Annotated in this window: 19 protein-coding genes; 9 read left to right on the plus strand and 10 right to left on the minus strand. The window is 47.6% G+C overall.

Translation table 11 applies throughout. The features are described 5' to 3' along the window. Nucleotides 1–61 precede the first annotated feature (61 nt). The 7 genes from ACO0LB_RS07370 to dapC all read right to left on the minus strand — a co-directional run bounded on the left by ACO0LB_RS07370 (nt 62) and on the right by dapC (nt 8022). Nucleotides 62–2050 (minus strand): ATP-binding cassette domain-containing protein, encoded by a 1989-nt coding sequence (locus ACO0LB_RS07370; RefSeq protein ID WP_423047995.1) that lies wholly within the window; start codon nt 2048–2050, stop codon nt 62–64. 189 nt (nt 2051–2239) lie between these two features. Beyond that, nucleotides 2240–3145, minus strand: a complete 906-nt coding sequence (gene prmB / locus ACO0LB_RS07375) for a 50S ribosomal protein L3 N(5)-glutamine methyltransferase (RefSeq protein ID WP_423047997.1) — start codon at nt 3143–3145, stop codon at nt 2240–2242. A gap of 72 nt (nt 3146–3217) precedes the next feature. Then, complete coding sequence (dapE, locus tag ACO0LB_RS07380) at nt 3218–4345, minus strand: succinyl-diaminopimelate desuccinylase (protein WP_423047998.1); 1128 nt, start codon at nt 4343–4345, stop codon at nt 3218–3220. Between the two features lie 2 nt (nt 4346–4347). Continuing rightward, entirely contained in the window at nt 4348–4722 is a 375-nt protein-coding gene (locus ACO0LB_RS07385) for an ArsC family reductase (protein ID WP_423048000.1), read from the minus strand. Between the two features lie 2 nt (nt 4723–4724). After that, nucleotides 4725–5867, minus strand: a complete 1143-nt coding sequence (locus ACO0LB_RS07390) for a PilT/PilU family type 4a pilus ATPase (protein WP_423048002.1) — start codon at nt 5865–5867, stop codon at nt 4725–4727. 60 nt (nt 5868–5927) lie between these two features. Further along, nucleotides 5928–6755, minus strand: a complete 828-nt coding sequence (dapD, locus tag ACO0LB_RS07395) for a 2,3,4,5-tetrahydropyridine-2,6-dicarboxylate N-succinyltransferase (protein ID WP_423048004.1) — start codon at nt 6753–6755, stop codon at nt 5928–5930. A gap of 43 nt (nt 6756–6798) precedes the next feature. After that, nucleotides 6799–8022 (minus strand): succinyldiaminopimelate transaminase, encoded by a 1224-nt coding sequence (gene dapC, locus ACO0LB_RS07400; protein WP_423048007.1) that lies wholly within the window; start codon nt 8020–8022, stop codon nt 6799–6801. A 374-nt stretch (nt 8023–8396) separates the two neighbouring features. Between dapC and smc the strand changes: the two genes are divergently transcribed. The 5 genes from smc to def all read left to right on the plus strand — a co-directional run bounded on the left by smc (nt 8397) and on the right by def (nt 17108). Further along, nucleotides 8397–11921 (plus strand): chromosome segregation protein SMC, encoded by a 3525-nt coding sequence (gene smc / locus ACO0LB_RS07405; protein ID WP_423048009.1) that lies wholly within the window; start codon nt 8397–8399, stop codon nt 11919–11921. Further along, entirely contained in the window at nt 11918–13096 is a 1179-nt protein-coding gene (locus ACO0LB_RS07410; protein WP_423048011.1) for a cell division protein ZipA C-terminal FtsZ-binding domain-containing protein, read from the plus strand. Before smc ends, ACO0LB_RS07410 begins: the two co-directional genes overlap by 4 nt. Before the next feature lie 12 nt (nt 13097–13108). Continuing rightward, nucleotides 13109–15487 (plus strand): NAD-dependent DNA ligase LigA, encoded by a 2379-nt coding sequence (ligA, locus tag ACO0LB_RS07415; protein ID WP_423048013.1) that lies wholly within the window; start codon nt 13109–13111, stop codon nt 15485–15487. A gap of 1 nt (nt 15488) precedes the next feature. After that, nucleotides 15489–16364, plus strand: coding sequence for a UTP--glucose-1-phosphate uridylyltransferase GalU (gene galU, locus ACO0LB_RS07420; RefSeq protein ID WP_423048015.1), 876 nt, complete (start codon nt 15489–15491; stop codon nt 16362–16364). Between the two features lie 210 nt (nt 16365–16574). Next, nucleotides 16575–17108, plus strand: coding sequence for a peptide deformylase (gene def / locus ACO0LB_RS07425; RefSeq protein ID WP_423048017.1), 534 nt, complete (start codon nt 16575–16577; stop codon nt 17106–17108). Between the two features lie 180 nt (nt 17109–17288). Here def and ACO0LB_RS07430 read toward each other — a convergent pair whose 3' ends face one another. The 3 genes from ACO0LB_RS07430 to map all read right to left on the minus strand — a co-directional run bounded on the left by ACO0LB_RS07430 (nt 17289) and on the right by map (nt 21514). After that, nucleotides 17289–18035, minus strand: a complete 747-nt coding sequence (locus tag ACO0LB_RS07430; protein WP_423048019.1) for a pseudouridine synthase — start codon at nt 18033–18035, stop codon at nt 17289–17291. A 69-nt stretch (nt 18036–18104) separates the two neighbouring features. After that, a complete protein-coding gene (locus tag ACO0LB_RS07435) occupies nt 18105–20666 on the minus strand; it encodes a [protein-PII] uridylyltransferase (protein WP_423048021.1) in 2562 nt (853 codons plus the stop codon). Continuing rightward, on the minus strand, nt 20666–21514 hold the full coding sequence (gene map, locus ACO0LB_RS07440; protein ID WP_423048081.1) for a type I methionyl aminopeptidase: 849 nt from the start codon (nt 21512–21514) through the stop codon (nt 20666–20668). Before map ends, ACO0LB_RS07435 begins: the two co-directional genes overlap by 1 nt. 273 nt (nt 21515–21787) lie before the next feature. On the opposite strand from map, the gene rpsB reads away from it, so the two are divergent. The 4 genes from rpsB (at nt 21788) to frr (ending at nt 25153) form a co-directional block, all read left to right on the plus strand. Next, a complete protein-coding gene (rpsB, locus tag ACO0LB_RS07445; protein WP_423048023.1) occupies nt 21788–22534 on the plus strand; it encodes a 30S ribosomal protein S2 in 747 nt (248 codons plus the stop codon). Between the two features lie 137 nt (nt 22535–22671). Continuing rightward, nucleotides 22672–23553 (plus strand): translation elongation factor Ts, encoded by an 882-nt coding sequence (gene tsf / locus ACO0LB_RS07450; protein ID WP_423048025.1) that lies wholly within the window; start codon nt 22672–22674, stop codon nt 23551–23553. 241 nt (nt 23554–23794) lie between these two features. Further along, complete coding sequence (pyrH, locus tag ACO0LB_RS07455; RefSeq protein ID WP_423048027.1) at nt 23795–24511, plus strand: UMP kinase; 717 nt, start codon at nt 23795–23797, stop codon at nt 24509–24511. An 81-nt stretch (nt 24512–24592) separates the two neighbouring features. Then, nucleotides 24593–25153, plus strand: a complete 561-nt coding sequence (gene frr / locus ACO0LB_RS07460) for a ribosome recycling factor (protein ID WP_423048029.1) — start codon at nt 24593–24595, stop codon at nt 25151–25153. Nucleotides 25154–25182 lie beyond the last annotated feature (29 nt).

A 25182-nucleotide genomic window follows, 5' to 3' on the forward strand; every position in this document is an offset into this window, starting at 1 on the left:
TGCCCGATGGTGTTCATCGGGCATTTTATTTTCTGAGATGCAGTATCTGCTATCTTGGAACTTATTCCACAGCCTCCAGGAATTCTTGCTGTTCCAGCCAATCTGCTTCTATTTGTGATAATTCCTTCACAAGATAAGCCTGATCCAGTAACAACGCCTTTAATTTTTCTTTGTTGGCATCGTTATACATATCACTGTCTTCCAGTTGCACGACGATTGCTTTCTTTTTGGCAGTGAGTTTTGCCATTTCTTCTTCCAGCCGTTTAATGCGTGTTTCTATAGGCTTACGCAGATTGGTCAGGCGTTGGCGCTCGTCTGCATCGCGTTTACGCTGTTCTTTGTCATCAACTTTGGCAGCGGGAACAGGCTTGGCTTGTGGTAATGCGGCTTCTTTGGTTTTGGTTTTTTCTGGCAAGGAAGGAGTGGAAGCATTTTCCAGTTTGTTTTTGAATAACCAATCTTTGTAGTCGTCCAGATCACCATCGAACTCTTGTAACCTGCCATCGGCAACGATGATGAATTGATCAGTCGTCGCGCGTAACAAATGCCGGTCATGGGACACCACGACCAGCGTGCCTTCAAATTGCGCCAGCGCATCGGTCAGGGCTTCGCGTGTTTCCAGATCCAGATGGTTGGTCGGTTCATCAAGCAGCAGCAGGTTAGGGCGTTGCCACACGATCATCGCCAGTGCCAGCCGGGCTTTTTCGCCGCCGGAGAATGGTTTGATCGGGCTGGTGACCATCGTGCCGGGGAAGTTGAAACCGCCGAGGAAATTACGTAATTCCTGTTCACGTACATCCGGCGCAATATGTGCCAGATGCCATAAAGGCGATTCGTCGTGGCGCAGCATTTCGACCTGGTGCTGGGCAAAATAACCGATCGACAGGCCTTTGCCCGTTTGCATGGTGCCATGCAGTGGCGGAATATCACCGACGATGGTTTTGATCAGCGTTGATTTACCGGCGCCATTCACCCCGAGTAAACCGATACGCTGGCCGATTTGCAGAGAAAATTTCACATCGCGGACAATACACTTTTCTGTGAAGCTGTGATCAGTTGGGGATTCGATACGATAGCCGCAATCGACATCTTCCATCACCAGCATAGGATTCGGTGCGCTGAGTGGTTCGCGGAATTCAAATGAAAATTCAGCGGCAGCCCGCAGCGGTGCCAATTCTTCCATCTTCGCCAAAGCTTTGATCCGGCTTTGCGCCTGTTTTGCCTTGGAGGCTTTGGCGGCAAAACGGCTGATGAAGGATTCCAGATGGGCACGTTTGCGGTTTTGTTTCTCTATCGTTCCTGCCGCCAGAATCAGTTGTGCTGCGCGTTGACGTTCGAATGCTGAGTAGTTGCCGGAGTAACGTTTGAGTTTGCGTTCATCGATATGCACGATGACATTCGCGACACCATCCAGAAAATCGCGGTCATGCGAAATGATGATCAGCGTGCCGGCATAGCGTTTCAGCCAGTCTTCAAGCCAGATGATGGCATCCAGATCCAGATGGTTAGTCGGCTCATCGAGCAGCAGCAAATCAGATTTGCACATCAGTGCCTGCGCCAGATTGAGCCGCATACGCCAACCACCGGAAAAGCTGGCGACGGATTCTTCGAGTTGTTCAAGTTTAAAGCCGAGGCCGATCAGTAATTGCTCGGCGCGTGAACGCACGGTGTAAGCATCGGCATCGGCCAGCGATCCGTACAGATTACCAATGGCGATACCATTGTCGTGGCTTTCTGGCTCGGCTTCCAGCGCCGCTAGTTCGGCTTCTAGTTTGCGCAAAGTGACATCGCCGTCGATCGCGTAGTCAATGGCGCTGCGTTCGAGCGGTGGTGTTTCCTGCGCTACGTGAGCGAGTTGCCATTTTGCCGGAAATTCTATACTGCCCTGATCCGGATGCAGTTCGCCGCGTAACATCGCAAACAGGCTGGATTTACCTGCGCCGTTAGAGCCGATCAGGCCGATTTTGTCGCCGGGATTGAGCGTGACATCGACGCTATCGAATAAAGGCTTGGTGCCACGGGCGAGAATGACTTGCTGCAAACGTATCATATAAACTTAAATTTAAGGGGGTATGTCGCTTTTTGCTCTGATTGTCGGCAAAAAATAAAGCGTGTTGAATAATACTGCCGGGAGTATCTAGGAATGAAAAACGGGCAAAAATACATTTTGCCCGTCGTGAAATCCCTTCGTCGGTACCAGCACGATATCGGCAGAGTGCTGGGCGGACATTTTACAGGCTTATGCCTTGAAGTTCGCTAAATCACTGGCTTCAACTAAAAAAACCATATCGTCACCGGCACTGGTGGATAACCAGGTCATATTCAGTTCTGGAAAAGCGGCTTCTGCAAATGCGCGTTCGTTGCCGATTTCTACCATTAACAGTCCGTTGTCAGTCAAGCGTTGTGCCGCTCCCGCAACGATTTTACGCACCAGATCCATACCGTCATCCCCACCTGCCAGTGCGATTTGCGGCTCATGCAAATACTCTTTGGGCAATTTACCCATAGAGCCAGAATTGACATACGGTGGATTAGTAATAATCAGATCGTATTTTTTATCCGGTACATTGGTATATAAATCGGATTCGATCAGGGTGATTCTGTCCTGTAGTTCATAGGTCTCGACATTGCGGCGGGCAACTTCCAGCGCATCTCTGGAAATATCAACTGCATCCACATGAGCGCGGTCAAACATATCTGCCAGCATGATGGGGAGGCAGCCAGAACCTGTGCATAGCTCAAGAATCTGACTGATGTCGTCAGGATCGCCGACCCAAGGAGAAAAATGCTCAGGAATCAGTTCGGCAATAAAGGAGCGCGGTACGATAACGCGCTCATCCACATAAAAATTGTACGTGCCTAACCAGGCTTCATGCGTGATATACGATGCCGGAACACGGTCTGTTGCACGTCGATCGATGACGCTTAAAACGGCATCAATTTCTTGTGGCAACAGATGCGCATCCAGAAATGGGTCAATTTTATCCAGCGGCAAATGTAATGTATGCAAAATCAGATACGCAGCTTCATCCAGTGCATTGGCGCTGCCATGGCCAAAAAAGAGCTTTTCATGGTTGAAGCGCGAAACTGCATAGCGCAGCATGTCGCGAATGGTTTTAAATGTAGTGGCGGGTATTGTCGTCATGTATGTATTGAACTTTAGTGTCTCAGTAAAAACGGGATGCGTCAGCTCTGTTGGTCAGAGGTCAGAACTAAATCAGGTCAGCAAGTTTTCCAGAGTACGCCGGTAGATGTTTTTGAGTGGATCAACATATTGCAATTCAATATGCTCATCGATTTTATGTATGCTGGCATTCGGAGGGCCAAATTCTACAACTTGCGGGCAAATTTTAGCGATAAAGCGACCGTCAGACGTGCCACCGGTGGTCGATAATTCAGTGTTTACGCCAGTTTCTGCCTTGATTGCGTCCGCCAAGGCATCACTCAAATTACCTTTGGGAGTCAGAAATGGATGTCCGCCGATAGTCCATTTTAAATCGTAACTCAGTTGATGCTGATCGAGTATGGCATGTACGCGCTGCTGCAAGCCTTCTGCTGTACTGGCGGTAGAAAAGCGGAAATTAAAATCGATCACTGCCTCACCGGGAATGACATTCGACGCGCCAGTACCAGAATGAATATTCGATATTTGCCAGGAGGTCGGCAAGTAATATTCATTACCTGCATCCCACACTTCCGCCACCAATTCTGCCATCGCGGGGGCAAACAAATGAATGGGGTTTTTTGCCAGTTGCGGGTAGGCGATATGGCCCTGCACACCGCGAATGGTCAGCTTGCCTGACATCGTTCCACGACGGCCGTTTTTAATGGTGTCACCCAGCACATCGACCGAGGTTGGCTCGCCGACAATGCAGTAATCGAGCTGCTCGCCACGCGCCTTCAGCTTTTCACACACCACCACAGTACCGTCAGTAGCGGGACCTTCTTCGTCACTGGTGATCAGAAAGCCGATAGAACCTTGGTGATTTGGATGGCTGGCGACGAATTCTTCAGTCGCAACGACAAATGCAGCGATGGATGTTTTCATATCTGCAGCACCACGACCATATAACTTCCCGTCGCGATGTGTTGGTGTGAATGGGGCGGATTGCCATTGTGCGACAGGACCAGTCGGAACCACATCCGTGTGTCCGGCAAAGACCACCAGTGGTTGCGTTGTGCCGCGACGCGCCCAGAGATTGGTGACATCACCTGACTGTATGGTTTCGCAGGTGAAGCCTAGTGGTTCCAGAAGAGAAATTAATGTTCGCTGGCAACCTTTATCTTCTGGTGTGACGGAATCCAGAGCAATTAATTGCTCGGTCAGGGCGAGGGTTTTGCTCATAGTCATTGACTCAAAATAGATTCAAACTGTGCCGCCGAGAAACCGACGGAAACATGTTTCAGTGCATTGTTTTCGGTGATTTGTAGTACTGGACGTTTGATGATGGAGGGATTCGCGAGCATCAGTGCCATAGCTTGTTCGGTATTTGTTGCGCTGGCTTTTTGCTCATCGCTCAATGCGCGCCAGGTTGTGCCTTTTTTGTTGATCAAGACATCCAGACTCAGATGCTGTAACCATGTTTTGATGGTTAGCTGATCCAGTCCTTGTTTTTTAAAATCATGGAAAACGAATTCTGTGCCATGCTCCTGCAGCCAGGAACGGGACTTTTTTACGGTATCGCAATTAGGGATACCGTAGAGTGTAATGTGACGCGTCATTGTTATACGTTGAGGGTAAATTCTGTGAAGGAGGCTTCTTCCTTCGTATCTGGTTCTGGCTCTGGCGGCGGCGACATCATTGATGATGATTCATTATTAAGTAACCACAACAGATTATTGGCAGAATCAGAGTTGGCCAAACCTTCTTCTTTGCTGATCAGTCCAGATTTAATCAGATGCATCAATGCGCGCTCGAATGTTTGCGAACCTGGCGACAAACTTTTCTCAATGGCTTCCTTGATCTGGAAAATATCTCCTTGCTCGATCAACTCGGCAACATAACGGGTATTGAGCATGATCTCGACCGCAGGGCAGCGGCTGCCATCCAGTGATTTGATCAGGCGTTGTGACACGATTGCACGGATTGACGAAGACAAATCGAGCAATAAAGCGCTACGCGATTCCATCGGAAAAAAGCTGATGATACGATTTAATGCCTGATAACTATTATTCGCATGCAGTGTCGCCAATACCAGATGACCCGACTGCGCATACGCTATTGCGGCCATCATGGTTTCCAGATCGCGGATTTCACCAATCAGTATGCAATCAGGCGCCTGTCGTAGGGAATTCTTCAGTGCCGTTTTCAGACTCTCTGAATCACTACCAATTTCACGTTGGTTAATGATCGATTTTTTACTGCGGAACAGATATTCAATCGGATCTTCAAGCGTCAGGATATGGCCTGTTTTAATCTCATTCCTGTGGTCAAGCATGGAGGCAATCGTTGTTGATTTGCCAGAGCCTGTCGCGCCGACTACCAGCAACAGACCACGCTTTTCCATAATCAGGTCAGATAAGATCGGTGGGAGATTTAAAGTCTCCAACTTAGGAATATCACCGGGAACAAAACGGAAAACCGCCGAAATACTGCCACGCTGCCGGAATGCTGATAGTCGGAACCGGCCTATGCCTGGAGCGCCGATACCGATATTGAGTTCGTTGTCGTGCTCCAGTACCTGCATGTGTTCAGGTGAAACCACTTCGTTCAACATCGACAGGATATTTGCCTGATCCATTTTTTGCTGGTTGATAGGCAATAAATTTCCGTTGATTTTCAAATGAATAGCAGAATTCATTGCAAAAAACATGTCAGATGCATGTTTATCTTTCATCAACTGAAATAAGCGCTCCATCGCGGCCATATTTTTTCCTGTCTGTTGAATATGTTGTGGTTTCAGGTATTGCGATGACTAAGGCAACGATCAGACGCCGCGCAATAACTCGTTGATGCTGGTTTTGGAGCGTGTTTGCGCATCAACGCGTTTGACGATGACTGCGCAGTACAGACTGTATTTGCCATCGGCAGATGGCAAATTGCCGGATACTACAACAGAGCCTGCCGGAACGCGACCGTAGCTGACTTCACCGGTAGCGCGATCGTAGATTTTTGTTGATTGGCCGATATAAACACCCATGGAAATTACTGAATTTTCTTCGACAATCACGCCTTCGACGATTTCTGAACGCGCGCCGATGAAGCAGTTGTCTTCGATAATGGTTGGATTGGCTTGCATTGGTTCTAAGACGCCACCGATGCCGACGCCGCCGGACAAATGCACGTTTTTACCAATCTGAGCGCAGGAGCCAACGGTTGCCCACGTATCCACCATCGCACCCTCGTCGACGTATGCGCCGATGTTGACATAGGATGGCATCAGCACTACGTTTTTTGCAATGAAGCTGCCACGACGTGCAACTGCCGGCGGTACCACACGGAAGCCACCTTTGACAAAATCTTCAGCTGTGTAATTGGCGAACTTGGTTGGTACTTTGTCAAAGAATTGCATATGATCGCCGGATGGCATGCAAATATTGTCTTCAAGGCGGAAAGACAGCAATACGGCTTTTTTGATCCATTGATTCACATGCCATTGGCCGCCTACTTTCTGTGCCACGCGCAGACTGCCAGCGTCGAGCTCGCCCAGAACATGGGCAACGGCTTCGCGCAGTTCTGCAGGTGCTGATTTTGGAGAATAGTTAGCACGATCTTCCCAGGCCTGATCAATGATTTGCTGTAATTGTTGAGTCATTTCAATTTTCTTTATGTAAATTGGGTCAAGATAAAAACAAAAATTATGCGGAGAGTTTGTTGCAGAAGGCGACTATGCGCTGAGCTGCTTCCATACATTCTTCGACTTCGGCGACCAGCGCCATGCGTATCCGGTTCTGTCCAGGATTAATACCATGAGCTTCACGCGCCAGATAGCTGCCAGGTAATACCGTTACATTATATTCCTCGTAGAGCCTTCTCGCGAATTCTGTATCGGTGATGGCGTGGTGTTGATCGACCCGCGCCCATAAGTAAAATGCTGCATCCGGCAAACTGACATCCAATACTTTCTCTAGTAAAGGGGTCACTTGCGCGAATTTTTTAATATATTTATCCCGGTTTTCGATTACATGGCTTTCGTCGTTCCATGCCAGCACAGAGGCGGCTTGTATAGTCGGGCACATGGCGCTGCCATGATAGGTGCGGTACAGCAGGAATTGTTTAATAATTTCTGCATCACCAGCAACAAAACCCGAACGCATCCCAGGAACATTGGAGCGCTTCGATAAGCTCGATAAGGTAATCAACCTTTCATAGTTGTTACGCCCTAATGCCCGCGCAGCCTGCAGGCTTCCGAGTGGCGCTTCTTCTTTGAAATATATTTCTGAATAGCATTCATCTGCCGCAATAACAAAACCATAGCGGTCTGATAATGCAAATAATTCCTTCCAGTCGTCCATCGTCAGAACGGCACCTGTCGGATTGCCGGGCGAACAAATATACAAAAGTTGCACTCGCTTCCAGATCGCCTCCGGTACGCTTTTGTAATCAGGAGCAAAGTTTCTCGCTGGATCGGCATTGGCGAAGTAAGGTTCTGCACCGGATAAATACGCAGCGCCTTCGTAAATCTGATAGAACGGATTAGGGCAGAGGATCAGCGGCTTACCATCAATACACTCTAGCGGATTAATAATGGTTTGCGCCAGTGCGAACAAGGCTTCACGTGATCCATTGACGGGCAATATCTGTGTTGCTGCGTCAGGTGCTGGAATGGAATAGCGTCGTGAAAGCCAGCCCGAAATTGCCTTACGCAAAGATTCAGAGCCTGCGGTCGCCGGATACCCTGCAAGCCCGTCCAGATTGGCGCTGATCGCTTCTCTGATGAAGGCGGGAGTAGGGTGTTTGGGTTCACCGATACCAAGACTAATGGCTTTGTAATCAGGGTTGGGGGTTATGTTGGCGAATAGTTGCTTCAGTTTTTCGAATGGATAGGGCTGAAGCTTGCTCAGAAATGGGTTGAATGTCATGTTCTTGGTCAATGTTTGCGTTGGTCAGTCGTGGCACGCACAAGGTGCCAGGACAATGTTCCACGTATTCTGTGCTGTGTTTTTGGCGAGTACGGGAATCAATTTTTTACTTTTCAGCATTATAGCTGTCACTCAAGCTCATCGAAGACAATGGGCGAATTTTGATCATTAAATTCCCTTTTTAACGTAGATTCCGATGAATAATGAAGGTTTGCTTATAGCAAATTATCATTAATTACTTCATAAGTCTGGCATGTAAAAATGCGGTTTCAGATGGTATGATGCAGCCGTGGTAAGTAAGATCGGCAACTTTTTGCTGCGTAGCGAGGAATTAACGCTAAATTTAACTGCAAAAGATAATAAAATTATATAAAGTGCGATTAACTTCTATTAAATTGTCGGGATTTAAATCTTTTGTTGATCCCACTCATTTTCAGGTTCCGGGACAGCTGGTGGGTGTCGTCGGACCAAATGGCTGCGGCAAATCCAATATCATCGATGCGGTGCGCTGGGTGCTGGGCGAATCCAAAGCCTCTGAGTTGCGTGGGGAATCCATGCAAGACGTTATTTTTAATGGTTCAACACATCGCAAACCCGCTGGACGATCTTCTGTTGAACTCATTTTTGATAACAGTCTTGGTAAAGCTGCAGGACAATGGAGTCAATACGGTGAAATAGCTGTTAAGCGCACGCTGACGCGCGACGGCACCTCCACTTACTACATCAATGGTCAGCCGGTTCGGCGGCGTGACATTCAAGATATTTTCCTTGGTACAGGCTTGGGGCCGCGTGCTTACGCCATTATTGGCCAGGGAATGATTTCCCGCATTATTGAAGCTCGCCCTGAAGAATTGCGGATTTTTCTGGAAGAAGCAGCCGGTGTTTCTCGCTATAAAGAGCGCCGTCGTGAAACTGAAAACCGCATCCACGACACCCATGAAAATCTGGTTCGCGTGGATGATATTCTGCGTGAACTGAATAACAATCTCGAAAAGCTCGAAGCGCAGGCGCTTGTCGCGAATAAATTTCACGAACTTCAGGCTGATCAGGAAGAAAAGCAAAAATTATTATGGCTTCTTCGAAAAAAAGAAGCCTCCAATGAACAGCAGCGATATTTCGCGGAGATTGAAAAAACGCAACTGGATCTGGAAGAACAAACTGCCAAATTGCGTCACGTAGAGCTTGAGCTTGAGCAAATGCGTCAGGCACATTATGCAGTGGGTGACCGTATGCATCAGGCTCAGGGGCATTTGTATCAGACGAATACAGAGATTGGCAGTCTGGAAGCGCAAATCAAGTTTGTGATTGAGTCACGGAGTCGCTTGCAGGCACAGTTGCACACACTGACAGCACAGCGTGAGCAATGGCAAAGACAAAGTCAGCAGCAACAAGACGAATTGTCCGAAGCAGAAATCCAGGTCGAAGAACTTGCCATGCGTACTGAGCAGGCAGCAGAGTTTGCTCATCAGCAACAAGAAAAATTACCTGCCATGGAACAACTTTGGCGTGATTCGCAAGCCAAAACAACCGAGTCCCGCGCAAAAATCATGCAGATGCAACAGCAGATTGAACTGGAATCTGCTCATCAGCGCAATGCCTCTAATATTCTCAATACCCTGATTGCACGTAAAGAACGCTTGCAGCAGGAAAAACATGGCCTCGCTTTGCCGGATTCCAGTCATCTGGATAATTTGTCTTTTCAGCTCGAAGAGAAAAAACAGATTCTAGAAGAATGCAACATGCAGCTCGAAGAGGCTCAGGAGCGATTGCCTGTGCTGGAAGAAGAGCGCAAACAAGCCCAGCTGCAAGTCAATCAGGACGCCGCTGAATTGGCGCAGCTCGAAGCTCGTTTATTGGCGCTGAAACAATTACAAGAAAAGGTACAAACTCAGGGCAAAGTCCAGCCTTGGCTGGAAAAGCATGAGTTAGGCGGCTTGCCTAAACTCTGGCAAAAAATACAGATCGAAACAGGCTGGGAAACTGCGCTGGAATCGCTATTGCGTGAACGGACGGTTGCTCTCGAAATGTCTAATCTTGATTGGGCGAAGGCTTTTTTTAACGATACTCCCCCAGCCAAACTGGCGGTGTACAGCCCACAGATTATGGCTGAGCAGGCTCCGGTTGTCGCCGGACTGAAACCATTTATTCAGTTACTGCAATTAAACGATGCGGGTGTGCGCAGCCTGATGCAGGATTGGTTGCATCAGGCCTATGTTGCAGAAGACGTGACATCAGCGTTTATGGACAGGATGAAACTGCCAGCAGGTGGATGCTTTATTACTCGCCAGGGTCACATTATTTCCCGGTCAAGCGTACGGTTTTACGCGTCAGACTCTGAGCAGGATGGTGTTCTGGCGCGCCAGCAAGAAATTGAAAATACCGGAAAACAATGTCGTGCCAAGCAGTTTCTGGCAGATGAGGCGAAGAATCGCTCTGTTCGTGCAGAAGCGCTGTATGCTCAGGCAAATCAGCAGTTGCAGGAATTGCGTCAACGAATTGCGTCTTTGACGCAAACAACACACAGCCTGCAAATCGACTACATGAAACTGGCGGAGGTACAGGAACGCTTTAATCAGCGCAGTACACAGATCAGTGCCGATCTTGCGGAAATCGCCGCACAGGAAAGCGAACAGCAACAAATCAGGGAAGAGTCCGAACAGAAATTTGAAGTGCTGGATATTGAGCTCGCCGAGTTACAAGAAGCGCACGAGAATGGGCAAACCTATTATCTGCAACAAGAGCAGCAATTACAGGAAGCACGACAACATTTACGCGATGTTGAACTGGCGGCGCAAGAAGCAGCATTTTCTGAAAAATCACATCGCAACAAGATGGAGGAGTTACGTCGTAATATTCTGACGGCGTCTGAACAGGCTCTGCAATTATCCGACAGCATGCAACAAGGCCAGTTAGAGTTGGAAGCCATGAACGATCAGGCAGCGCATGCCGGATTGCAAGACTTGCTGGATCGCCGCAGTGATCAAGAGCGTGCGTTGGCAGATGCACGGCATGAATTAGACCAGTTATCACAGCAATTAAGACAGCATGAAGATACTAAGTCTCAGGTGGAACGTAGTTTGCAGCCACAGCGAGATCGGATCGTTGAGTTGCAACTCAAAGAGCAGGCGGCTCGGTTGAGCCAGGAGCAATATGCCGAGCAGTTACGCAATTTTGATGTTGATGAAACAAAACTCGCAGAAAAATTGCATGACGATCTCAAGCCGTCTTACTTGCAAGGGGAAGTGACCCGACTCGGCAACGCGATTACCGCACTGGGGGCCGTCAACATGGCCGCTTTGGATGAACTGGCGCAGGCCAAAGAACGTAAAACTTTCCTTGATGCACAGCATGCCGATCTGACTGAAGCAATCACCACCTTGCAAGATGCTATCCATAAGATAGACATTGAGACCCGGGAACTGTTACAAGACACGTTTGATAAAGTGAACCATCATTTTGCAGAGTTATTCCCGATCTTGTTTGGCGGCGGTCAGGCAAAGTTAATTATGACCGGCGACGAGATTCTGGATTCCGGTGTTCAGGTGATGGCTCAGCCGCCTGGAAAGAAAAATGCAACAATCCATTTATTATCCGGCGGAGAAAAGGCGCTGACGGCGACTGCCTTGGTATTTTCTATGTTTCAATTAAATCCGGCACCATTTTGTTTGCTGGATGAGGTTGATGCGCCTCTGGATGATTCAAACACAGAACGTTTCTGTAATATGGTGAAGCGTATGTCAACGAATACCCAATTTTTATTTATCTCCCACAACAAAATTGCAATGGAAATGGCACAGCAGTTAATTGGTGTCACCATGCAAGAGCAGGGGGTTTCACGAATTGTTGCGGTGGACATGGAGTCTGCCGTCAACTTGGCTACTGAGGTTCAAGCAGCATGACAGATCTACAAATAAGTTTATTAGCCATTGGTGGCACATTAGTGGTTGGCGTTGTCATTTTTAATAAATGGCAAGAATACAAAGCCAAGAAGTCCGTCGAAAACGCCTTTGCCGACGGGCACGACGATGTATTGCTCAATCCGGATATTCCGCTGGATATCAGTGATCGTCATGAACCTGTTCTTGATGCCACTCCTGATACTGTGAATGTGCCTGTCACACCTGCCCGGAAGGTGGAGCATCCTGCAGATGTTGGCAATCCAGCCGAACCAGATGCTGAAATCACTCATGGGTTGCAGGAGCCAACGCTTGATGCACCCGACGAATTATCCACAGCATCAGTGCCATCGTCGCAAGCGCCTGAGTCAGCAGAACCTGAGAAAGAATTGCCAGTTGACGAATTGATTGATTGTGTTATTCCTATGGAGTTTGATGCGCCAGTTCGTGGTGAAAAAATTCTGACGGAAATCGCTTCACTGAAATATGTTGGTAAAAAGCCGGTGCATTTCATCGGGCAAAGTACAAATGGCGCACGCGATGTCATCGCCGTTGGTGGCGCTTATACCAATTTATTTGCAGGTATTCAGTTGGTGAGTCGCAGTGGTCCTTTGACTGAGTTGGAATATTCAGAATTCATTATGAAGTTGCGGGCGATTGCGGATAACCTGAATGCGCATCCTGATATTCCCGACATGAATAAAGTCATGCTCAACGCTAAAGGTTTGCATGAGTTTGTTGCAGAACATGACGCGCAATTAAGCGTTAATGTGGCTGCGAATGGCGCTCCGTGGGCGCTGAATACTTTGTTGGCTGCACTGGAAAAAATGGGATTTGATCAACGCCCTGATGGTCGGTTGATGATGCCCGATGGCGACGGTGGCAGTTTATTTACCCTTTCAACAAATGTCGGTGTCAGCGAAACAATCACTGCGCGTCTGACTTTGTTGCTTGATGTGCCGTGTGTCGCACCGTCTCGTGATGGTTTTGGGGCCATGGCTGCTTGTGCAAAATCACTGGCAACCCGGCTTAGTGGTACCGTTGTTGATGATGGCAACCATCCTATTTCTAAAGAGGCCCTCGATGAAATCGGTGGTCAGGTGAATGAGTTTTATGCGGCAATGGCAGAAGCTCAGGTACCTGCCGGCTCCATGCGTGCACAACGCTTGTTCAGCTAAATGTGAAACCGCATGCAAAATGATTTATTTGGAGAGGATGTCGCACCAGATCGTGTGACAACTCTCAGTGATCGTGCCAACTTCTTGCGCACGGAATTAGAACGTCACGCTCATGCATATTACGTACTCGATCAGCCAGTGATTCCTGATGCTGAGTACGACAAGCTCTTTCTTGAGCTACAAGCCATTGAGCAAGATCATCCTGAATTAAAAACCGCAGACTCGCCAACATTACGTGTTGGCGGCGCTCCGCTGCCTGAATTTGGGCAGGTTCAGCATGCAGTGCCTATGCTCTCATTGAATAACGGCTTTGTAGATGAGGATGTGATCGCATTTGATCGTCGCGTACGCGAAGGATTGAATGTGAATGAGGAAATTGAATACGCCATTGATCTGAAATTTGATGGTCTTGCGATTAATTTACGTTATGTTGATGGTGTTTTCACGCAGGCAGCCACGCGCGGTGATGGTTTTACCGGTGAAGATGTGACGGAAAATATCCGTACCATTCGCAGCATTCCTTTGCGTCTGAATACTTCACACCCACCGGCGATTCTTGATGTTCGCGGCGAGGTATTGATGTTCAAGGCCGATTTCAGTCGTCTGAATCAGCGCCAGCGCGATGCGAATGCCAAAGAATTTGCCAATCCGCGCAATGCGGCTGCCGGCAGTTTGCGACAACTGGATTCCAAAATTACCGCTCAGCGTAGTTTGCGTTTTTTTGCGTATGGCATCGGTGCGCTGGAGGGAGCTGCAATGCCAGCATCTCATTCGGCATTAATGGACTGGTATGCTTCGATGTCTCTGCCGGTGTGCCACGATCGCGCCGTGGTTGCTGGTGCACAGGGGTTGCTTGATTTTTACCAGCATGTAGCGAGTATTCGCCAAAGCCTTGCTTACGATATTGATGGCGTGGTTTATAAGGTGAATCAGTTTCAGCAACAACAGGAATTAGGTTTTGTCTCGCGCGCTCCACGTTTCGCGATTGCACATAAGTTTCCGGCAGAAGAAGCAACAACACTTGTATTGGGAATTGATATTCAGGTTGGACGAACCGGTGCCTTGACGCCGGTCGCCAGACTGGCGCCTGTATTTGTGGGTGGGGTGACGATCACGAATGCCACATTGCACAATGAAGATGAAGTGAAGCGCAAAGATGTCCGTATTGGGGATACTGTCATTGTCAGACGTGCAGGGGATGTAATTCCGGAGATTGTTTCTGTGGTTCTCGAGCGCAGGCCTGATCCTGTTCCCGCCATATTTGAATTACAAAAGACCTGCCCGGTTTGTGGTTCGCATGTCGTGCGTGAAGAAGGTGAGGCGATAGCCCGTTGTTCCGGTGGACTATTTTGCTCTGCGCAACGCAAGGAAGCCATACGCCATTTTTCTGGTCGCAGAATGATGGATATCGAGGGTCTGGGCGAGAGCTATATCGATAATCTGGTAGAACTTGATTATGTTCGCGGTATCGCCGATCTCTATACCCTGACGCTGGATGATCTGCTTGATATGAAGCAGCGTGCAGATGAGCGTGATGGTGCGATACCAGAGACGGTGCAGCAAGGAAAAATTGCGACAAAATGGGCTGAAAATCTCATTGCAGCTATTGCGGCAAGTAAGCAACCTTCACTAGACCGTTTTTTGTTTGCGCTGGGTATCCGGCACGTTGGTGAATCAACAGCAAAAACACTGGCCGATTGGCTGGGAAGTCTGGCGATCATACGCCGAGCCCCGGTTGCACTGTTCCGTATCCTGCCTGATATTGGTGCCACTGTGGCCGAGGCCATTGCTGATTTTTTTGCAGAACCAAAAAATCAACAGGCACTTGATGATTTGTTGCATGCCAATGTAACAGTGAGAGACGAGCATGCGCCGAGTGCAAAATTGCGTGAACGCCTGGAGGTGGCAAATTTGCTCGCAGCATTGGCGATTCCTAAACTCAGTGCAATACGCTGCAGACAACTGCAAGACCGGGGCGTGACTTTGTCTGCACTGACACAACTGAACACAGAGGGATTTGTCCAGCTGGGACTGCCAGCCGATGTGCATGCTGCATTATTGGCTTGGTTAATTGCTCCTCAACATCAAGAACAATTATTGCGGATCGGCAGTCTGCGACAGGAATTACTGGAAATTCTCCCGGCGCAGGCAGAAGAAGGCATTTTTTCAGGAAAAACTTTTGTATTAACCGGGACCTTGCCGACGCTGAGCCGCGATCAGGCAGCTGCCATAATTGAAAAAGAGGGCGGCAAGGTCGCAGGTTCAGTTTCTAAAAAAACCAGTTATGTGGTCGCCGGTGATGAAGCTGGCAGTAAATTCATCAAGGCGCAAGAATTAGGCATTACCATTTTGACAGAAACAGATTTACTTCAACTTTGTTCCAGGAAATGAAATGAGAAAAATTAAAAAAGCCGTATTCCCTGTTGCTGGCTTGGGCAGTCGTTTTTTGCCGGCAACGAAAGCGCAGCCAAAAGAAATGCTGCCTATCGTTGATAAGCCTTTGATTCAGTATGCGGTCGAGGAGGCAGTGGAAGCAGGAATTACCGAAATGGTGTTCATCACCGGACGTAATAAGCGAGCGATTGAAGACCATTTCGACAAAGCGTATGAGTTAGAAAGTGAACTCGAAGCAGCTGGTAAACAAGCATTGCTGGATTTAGTCAGAAACGTGATTCCCAAAAATATTAATTGTATTTTTATCCGGCAACAAGCGGCCTTGGGTCTGGGGCATGCGGTGTTGTGCGCACGTTCTGTGATCGGCGACGATCCGTTTGCAGTCTTGCTGGCAGATGATCTGATGGATGCAGATGAAGGTTACCCTTCTGTTATGGCGCAAATGGTCCGCCAATACGAACAGGAAGGCGGCAGTATCGTGGCGGTTCAGGATGTGCCACGTGAGTTCACGCGTCAATACGGTATCGTCAGTGGCACGGCATATAAAGATCGTTTGGAAAAAATGCATGGCATCGTAGAAAAGCCGATGCCAGAAGTCGCACCGTCGACACTGGCAGTTGTTGGTCGTTACATTTTGTCCGGCAGAATTTTCTCTTATCTTGAAAATCTGGGCAAAGGCTCCGGAGGAGAAATTCAATTAACCGATGGCATTGCTGCCATGCTTAAGGACTTTCCTGTTTACGCGTACCGTCCAGCGGCAACTCGCTATGATTGCGGCTCCAAACTGGGCTATCTCAAAGCTAGTGTCGCTCTGGGTCTGAAGCACAAGGAAACAGGTGAAGAATTTGCTGAATTTTTGCGATTAATTAAGTAAGCGAGAGACGATTACCGAGCAATCACGAAAGCGTTACATTCAACCGGATCGGACTGATGCGTTCAGCGCGATCCGCTTCAGTTCAGTGATCAGTGGCTGTCGCAGTTTGATGCGTTCGCAAGTACAGATTTGGTGTGGGCGACGCATCAGCGATTGCTGATCAGCTTTTGATATGAAGTCCGCTCCGTGCTTATGGCAGAAAGGAAAAACATGATTCATCCTATTCTCAAGATGGGCGATTCTCGGTTGTTGAGAGTGGCAGAGCAGGTAAAGGCATTTGATACGCCCGAGTTGCACCAGTTAATTGCAGATATGTTTGAAACCATGGTGGCAGCGAATGGTGCTGGACTGGCTGCACCTCAGATTGGTATTAACCTGCAATTGGTGATTTTTGGATTTAAGTCAAATCCGCGATATCCGGATGCGCCGGTCGTGCCGGAAACGGTGCTTATCAATCCAGTTCTCACGCCGTTGTCGGAAGCAAAGGATGATGCCTGGGAAGGCTGTTTGTCGGTGCCCGGAATGCGTGGACTAGTTCCGCGCTGGAGTGCCTTGCGCTACGAGGGGTTTGATCAGTTTGGCACTAAAATCCATCGTGATGTTGATGGTTTTCATGCGCGGGTTGTTCAACATGAGTGCGACCATCTGAATGGTGTTTTGTACCCTATGCGGATTCAGGATATGACGAAGTTTGGTTTTACTGAAATCCTGTTTCCGGAATTAGATCCTGCTGATGACGATTGATGTATGTTGCAAGCGTGGCTGCGAGTAATAAAACACCTGATTTAATACTCCCCTGAGTAACTATTTTCATGCCTTATTTTCTGCGGATTTCAGCAGGTTTTGGTTGAAATGACAGGGGAGTATCCGTATTTGGGGTTTGGTGCCCAGCTTTATCTGGCTGAATAATGATGTCGTAATAGGTCAGAACTGCTCGTCTTCACGCAGGTAGCGCCATTGGCCCTCTGGTAATTTACCCAGTTTCACTTTGCCAATTCTGACCCGTTTTAAACCGAGTACTGTCAATCCGACCATTTCGCACATGCGGCGAATCTGGCGTTTTTTGCCTTCACGCAAAATAAAATTCAATTGATCTTCATTTTGCCAGCTGACTTTGGCGGGCAGTAATTTTTTGCCGTCAAGACTCAGGCCATGATTCAGTCGTCTCAAATCCGCGTCTGGCAGACGTCCGGGTTTGGAATAGGCAACCCTGACCAGATATTCTTTTTCTACCACCGTCGTTTCACCAATGAGATGCTTGGCAACCCGACCATCTTGCGTTAATACCAGCAAACCTACCGAATCAATATCCAGGCGACCTGCAGGAACCAGGCTGCGCAATTGTGTTGGATGAAACTGGGTATCAATATTGTCTTCAGGCCAGCGGTTTTCGGGTTTAATCAGTGCAACGGCGGGCGTGTAGCCGTCTTCTGCTTGTCCGCTGACGTAGCCAACAGGCTTATTGATCAGGATGGTCACTCGTTTTGATTGTTCTGCCGCTGCCTGGCGCTCTACAGATACACGTTGATGTGGCAATACCTTACTGCCCAGTTCGGCAACAATCTTGCCATCAACCCGCACCCAGCCGCGAGCAATCCATTCATCAGCCTCGCGACGGGAGCAGAGTCCAAGCTCAGACATGCGTTTTGAGAGTCGTACTAATTCAGTCATGGTGTATAAAAATGGAAAGCCGGAAGCAGTGCATCCGGCATATGTTTAAAAGTAAGATCTGCGTTGAAGTTATACGCGCATGGCATCCAATAAATCTGTCTCGAATTGAATCTGGCTGCGCGCCCCTTGCAGTGCTGCACCGTCAACAATAAAGACATCTTCGACACGCTCACCGAGCGTCATGATCTTGGCGGTATGCAGATTAATCTTGTATTTGGTCAGTATCGTGGCAATCGCGTAGAGCAAACCATTTCTGTCATTGGCTGAAATAGACAAGAGATAATACTGACCGCGATCATCCGGTCGTAAATCCACACTGGGTGCAATCGGGAACGTGCGCGACAACCTCGACAAACGGCCGCGATTTGGCGGCGACAAAGGTGTTTGCAACGTCAGCACCTCAGTCAATTCGTGCTCTATCAGGCTGATAATGTCACGGTAATTATTCGCAAATGCAGGCTCAATGACCAGGAAAGTATCGAGCGCATAGTCATTGTTCGTCGTATGAATTTTGGCATCCAGAATGCCGAAATTCTTACCATCAAAATAATTGCAGATACGCGCAAATAAGTCGGGCTGATCTTTCACATACACAGTAATTTGAAGGCCTTCGCCAATCGGGGACAGACGGCATTTGACTACAGGTGTTTTACTGTCTAATTTATCGTGTAAAGCCCGTGTTTGCCATGCAATATCAGACGCATCGTGGCGTAAAAAATAGGCAACATCCAGTTGTTGCCATAATTTTTCATGCGCATCCGGTGCCAGTCCATACAATCGCAGCGTTTTTTGAGCCTGCTCCTGACGGTTTTTTAATTCACGATCTTTGGATGGCGCTTCGCCACCGAGTACGCGCAATGTCATGCGATACAGGTCTTCCAGTAATTTACCTTTCCACGCATTCCAGACTTTAGGGCTGGTGCCGCGGATATCGGACACCGTGAGCAAATAGAGTGCGGTCAGATGACGTTCATCTTTCACCAGCTCGGCAAAGTGCTGGATGACATCAGGATCAGATAAATCCTGTTTTTGTGCGACATGCGACATCGTCAAATGGTTCTTGACCAGAAAAACAATCAGTTCCGTATTCGCACGCGATAGGCCGTGATCGTAACAAAACTTTTTCGCATCCGCCATTCCAAGCACGGAATGGTCGCCGCCACGGCCTTTCGCGATGTCGTGAAACAATGCTGCAATGTATAAAACCCACGGCTGAATAAAATTTGCCATGAGCTGACTGCAAAAAGGGTACTCATGCGCATGCTCCGGCATGGTAAAGCGCCGTAGGTTGCGCACAACCATCAGGATATGCTGATCGACTGTGTAAGCGTGAAACAAATCGTGCTGCATTTGTCCGATAATGCGCCTGAAATTTGGCAGATAGCGTCCGAGGATACTCATCTGATTCATGCGCCGCAAAGCGTGGGTAATGCCTTGTGGTGCTTGTATGATCTGCAAAAACAAAGACCGGTTATAAATGTCATGCCGGAACTCGGCATCCATCAATAATCGTGCATGCCAGAGTGCGCGTAAGGTCCTGGCAGTCATTCCCTTTAATTCGGTATGTTTTGCGAGGATTAAAAACACTTCTAATAAGCTCGACGGCGATGATTCAAACGTGTCATCCCTGGCGATATCAATGAATCCGTTCACCTCATTAAAGTGCTCATTGAGTGGACGGGGAACTGATGGCTGCGGGAAAAGATGTGCTTCAATGTTTTGCAATAAAATTGTATTTAATTGCGTGACTGCTTTCGCGGCCCAGTAATAGCGCTGCATCAGATATTCGCTGGCGCGACGTGATTCTGTCGTCTTGAAACCAAAGGTTTCTGCAATTGGTGTTTGCAAATCAAAAATCAGACGATCTTCGCGTCGGCCAGCATGCAGATGCAAGCGGATGCGAATATCCTTGAACGCTCGTTCATTGCGATTTAGTTGTCGTGCTTCTGTATCGGTGATCAGCCCGCGACTCGCCAATTCTTTCCACGAATTTCCCAATCCCGCTGCTTTGGATACCCATAAAATCACTTGTAAATCGCGCAAACCACCGGGACTTTCCTTGCAATTGGGTTCGAGGCTGTAGGGTGTATCTTCATATTTCACATGACGCTGCTGTAATTCCAGAAGCTTTTCCTGGAAAAATTTTTGCGGATTCATGTTTTCTGAGTAGCGTTGCTGCAATTCTTTGAATAATTTGCGGCTACCAGTGATCCAGCGAGCTTCTAAGAGGCTTGTCTGCACTGTGATGTCGGCTGCAGATTCGTCCAGACATTCATCAATGGTTCGGATGCTGTGTCCTATATCGAGCCCGATATCCCAGAATAATTGCACCAGGCTTTCCAGCTTTTCCTTGAAAATCGCATCTGGACGCTCGTGCAGCAGTATCAATACATCGACATCAGAATAGGGGAATAGCTCCCCCCTTCCATAACCACCAACGGCAATAAGCGCCGATTCTTTTGGTAAATCGAAATGCTTCCAGATTTTTGCTAATACTTGGTCGACATGACGACACAAATCCTTCAGCAAGACATCAGACTTGTGATTTTCCTTGAATGATTGCAGAACTGCTGCCTGAGCAGTCTTTAACTCTTCTTTGAATGCGAGCGCTGGTAATGCCATTGTTGCCATTATTTTTTAGCGAATTCTGGAGGAACAGTAATGTAATCGGGGATAGGAGGGTAGCCTGCTGACAGGGTCAATATTTCATAACCAGTCTCAGTCACCAGTACTGTATGTTCCCACTGCGCTGACAGGCTGCGGTCTTTGGTTTTAATGGTCCAGCCATCACCCATTTCGCGAATTTCACGACGCCCCGCGTTAATCATGGGCTCCACTGTAAAAATCATTCCGGCTTCCAGTTTTTCCATGGTGCCTGGTTTGCCGTAATGCATCACCTGAGGTAACTCATGAAAAACTTTACCAATACCATGTCCGCAAAACTCACGTACTACGCTATAGCCAGCTTTTTCGGCATATTGCTGAATCACATGACCAATATCGCCAAGGTGCGCACCTGGTTTGATTTTGGAAATACCCAGCCACATGCATTCATATGTAACTTCATTCAGTCGCTTGCTCAGAATGGAGGCATCGCCAACCAAAAACATACGACTGGTATCGCCATGGTAGCCATCTTTGATTACTGTGATATCAAGATTGACGGAATCGCCACTCTTAAGCACTTTGTCGCCAGGAATGCCATGGCAGATGACATCATTTACCGACGTGCAGATGGCTTTTGGATATGGTGTGTAGCCAGGAGGGCAATAATTTAATGGTGCAGGAATAGTGCCTTGTACATTCACCATGTACTCATGGCAGAGTCTGTCCAGTTCGCCTGTTGTTACGCCGACTTTGACAAATGGCGTGATGTAGTCAAGGACTTCGGAGGCCAGTTTTCCGGCAATGCGCATACCGGCGATATCTTCCGGTGTTTTTATAACGATGGATTCCATACTTTTTTCTTTGTTCTTGATCAAAGCGCGCTACAAGAGTGGCGCGCATGAAATTTAGAGGGTGTAGCCAAGACAGAATTATAGTCTAGTACAGCCTTTCCTGTAGTGCCTGACTCATTGGGACTTGAGGGGTGGGGCATTTTCGTAGTAGAATAGATGGTTAGCTTGTGTTTATGTGCTTTTTGATAGCAAGTTAATTTTAAATTCTATTAATCGAATTTGGTCGAAAAGGGTGTCTGCCTGAGGTTTCAGGAAGATCACTGGCTGAATTCAAGACCTAACCCTGGAGTTATTATGTCTGTAACAATGCGTGAAATGCTGGAAGCTGGTGTGCACTTTGGTCACCAAACCCGTTTTTGGAATCCAAAAATGGCACCGTATATTTTCGGCCATCGCAATAAAATTCATATCGTCAATCTGGAAAAAACACTGGCGATGTATCAGGATGCAATGAAGTACATCCGTCAATTGTCCTCCAATCGCGGCACAGTGTTGCTGGTTGGTACAAAGCGTCAGTCGCGCGACATTATTGCTGCTGAAGCTCAGCGTGCAGGTATGCCTTTCGTTGATCAGCGCTGGTTGGGCGGTATGTTGACTAACTTCAAAACAGTCAAAACATCGATCAAGCGTCTGAAAGACATGGAAGCTTCCATCGAAGACGGCTCTGTTGAAAAATTGTCCAAAAAAGAAGCTTTGATGTTCCAGCGCGAAATGATTAAGCTGCAAAAATCTATCGGCGGCATTAAAGATATGGGCGGCATCCCTGACGCAATTTTCGTAGTTGACGTTGGTTATCACAAAGGTGCGATTACTGAAGCTGCAAAATTGGGTATCCCAGTTATTGGTGTAGTTGATACTAATCACTCCCCTGAAGGCGTTGCTTACATCATTCCTGGTAATGATGATTCTTCCAAAGCAATTTCTTTGTACGCTCGCGGTGTTGCTGATGCAATTCTCGAAGGCCGTGCAAACGCAGTAAACGAAGTTCTGGAAGCTGTAAAACCAGGTGCTGATGATTTTGTGGAAGTAGAACAAGCATAATTGCTGTTCTGGCATGCAGTTTCGGCTTGCCAAAAGTGATCTGAAACTAAAAATGGGGCAACAGTCGTTAGCCCCTTTTTTTAAACAAAATTTTGATGATCAGTGTCTCAATGACACTATTGACATAGGAGAATGACATGGCGGCGATTACAGCAGCGATGGTTGGTGCTTTGCGCGCAAAGACAGATGCGCCGATGATGGAATGCAAAAAAGCTTTGACGGAAGCTGATGGTGATATGGATCGTGCGGAAGAAATTCTGCGTGTGAAATTGGGTAGTAAAGCGTCAAAAGCATCTTCTCGCGTGACAGCAGAGGGCGTTGTTGCTTCTTACATTTCTGGTAATGTTGGTGCGTTGCTCGAAGTTAACTGCGAAACTGACTTCGTTACAAAAAATGATGACTTCATCGCATTGGCAAACACATGCGTTAAGTTGGTGGCAGAACATAATCCTGCTGACGTAGCCGCTTTGGGCGCATTGCCACTGGATGGCAAAACAGTAGAAGAAGTTCGTGCTGCTCTGGTCGGTAAAATCGGTGAAAACATGTCTATTCGCCGTTTCGTTCGTTTCGAAACACCAGCTAAATTGACCTCATACCTCCACGGCACACGCATTGGTGTTGTTGTTGAATTTGATGGTGCTGATGAGCAAGTTGGTAAAGATGTGGCGATGCATATTGCTGCAATGAAGCCAGTGTCTTTGTCTACAGAACAAGTTCCTGCTGAATTGATCGAAAAAGAGCGTTCGGTTGCGTCTCAGAAAGCTGCTGAGTCCGGCAAGCCAGCAGATATCGTAGAAAAAATGGTAGAAGGCTCTGTTCAGAAGTTCCTGAAAGAAGTTTCTCTGTTTAATCAGCCTTTCGTAAAAAATGACAAGCAAACAGTTGAGCAAATGCTGAAGGCAGCTAATGCTTCAGTAAAAGCGTTCACAATGTTTGTTGTTGGTGAAGGCATTGAAAAGAAAGTGGATGATTTCGCAGCAGAAGTTGCAGCGCAGGTTGCTGCAGCAAAACAAGCGTAATCAGGCAAAGACAAAACGGGCCGAAAGGCCCGTTTTTTTAAGTGCAGCATTTTTCTTGTTGGATGAATTTAAATGTTCTGATTTTAAATTCTGATATCGCAGTTATTTTGATTTGGATTCTGTCGGTATTTCTTACAGTTTTATTTGCAGTGAATGATCTGATTGATTGTCATGCTGTGTTTAGTGCAAATAGTATTGAGTCGTTTTATAGTTTAAATCATTATCCAGAAGGAGTCCTGTCGTGACCACACCAGCTTACAAACGAGTACTCTTGAAGCTATCTGGCGAAGCCTTAATGGGCGATGATCCATTTGGCATTAACCGCGCCACTATTGATCGTATGGTGGCTGATGTCGCTGAAATCTCCCGTATGGGAGTTGAGTTGGCCATTGTTATTGGTGGTGGCAACATTTTCCGTGGCGTTGCTCCTGGAGCGCAGGGGATGGATCGTGCTACCGCTGACTACATGGGTATGTTGGCGACAGTGATGAATTCACTGGCGTTGGCAGATGCTATGCGTCAAGTCGGGCTGACCGCTCGCGTCATGTCCGCGATTGCAATTGATCAAGTGGTTGAGCCTTACGTTCGTCCGAAAGCTTTGCAATATTTAGAAGAAGGGAAGGTTGTCGTATTTGCTGCTGGCACCGGCAATCCCTTCTTTACCACGGACACAGCTGCGGCATTGCGTGGCTCAGAAATTGGCGCACAGATTGTACTGAAGGCGACAAAGGTTGATGGTGTCTACACTGCCGATCCTAAAAAGGATCCAGCAGCAACGCGTTACAGTACAATTTCTTTTGATGAGGCAATTGCCCGTCATTTGCAAGTGATGGATGCCACGGCTTTTGCTTTGTGCCGAGATCAAAAATTGCCAATCAAGGTTTTTTCCATCACAAAGCCTGGTGCATTAAAAAGCGTGATTATGGGGGCTGACGAGGGCACGTTAGTACACGTATAATCCAGCGTTTTGTAAATATTGAATTTATCTGATCAAAATGAATATGGTTGATATCTTGATCAGGATGGACAGGAGAGCAGTATGAGTGTTGCAGAGATTAGAAAAAATACAGACCAGAGAATGCAAAAGTCGATTGAGACTTTAAAAGCTGATTTATCCAAAGTGCGCACAGGCCGTGCGCACACAGGTATTCTTGATCATGTGATGGTAGATTATTATGGATCTCCCACGAATATCACCCAGGTGGCCAATGTAACATTGATCGATGCACGCACGATCGGTGTTCAACCTTGGGAAAAGAAAATGTTGAATGCGATTGAAAAGGCGATCCGTGACTCTGATCTTGGCCTGAATCCTTCCAGTCAGGGAGAAATGATCCGTGTTCCAACACCGCCATTGACAGAAGAGCGTCGTAAAGAAATGGTGAAGCTCGTGAAAACAGAGGGCGAAGGTGCGAAAATCGCTGTTCGTAATATTCGTCGCGATGCAAACGAGTCCCTGAAGAAATTACTCAAAGACAAAGAGTGTTCTGAAGATGATGAGCGTCGCGCGCAGGATGATATTCAGAAACTGACCGATAAATTTGTTGCCGAAGTGGATAAACTCTTGGGCGAAAAAGAAAAAGAAGTGCTGACTGTTTAGTTTGTGCTGAATTTATCATCCTCTCTGGA

The organism is Undibacterium sp. SXout7W (assembly GCF_049339385.1).
Taxonomy (GTDB): Bacteria; Pseudomonadota; Gammaproteobacteria; order Burkholderiales; family Burkholderiaceae_D; genus Undibacterium.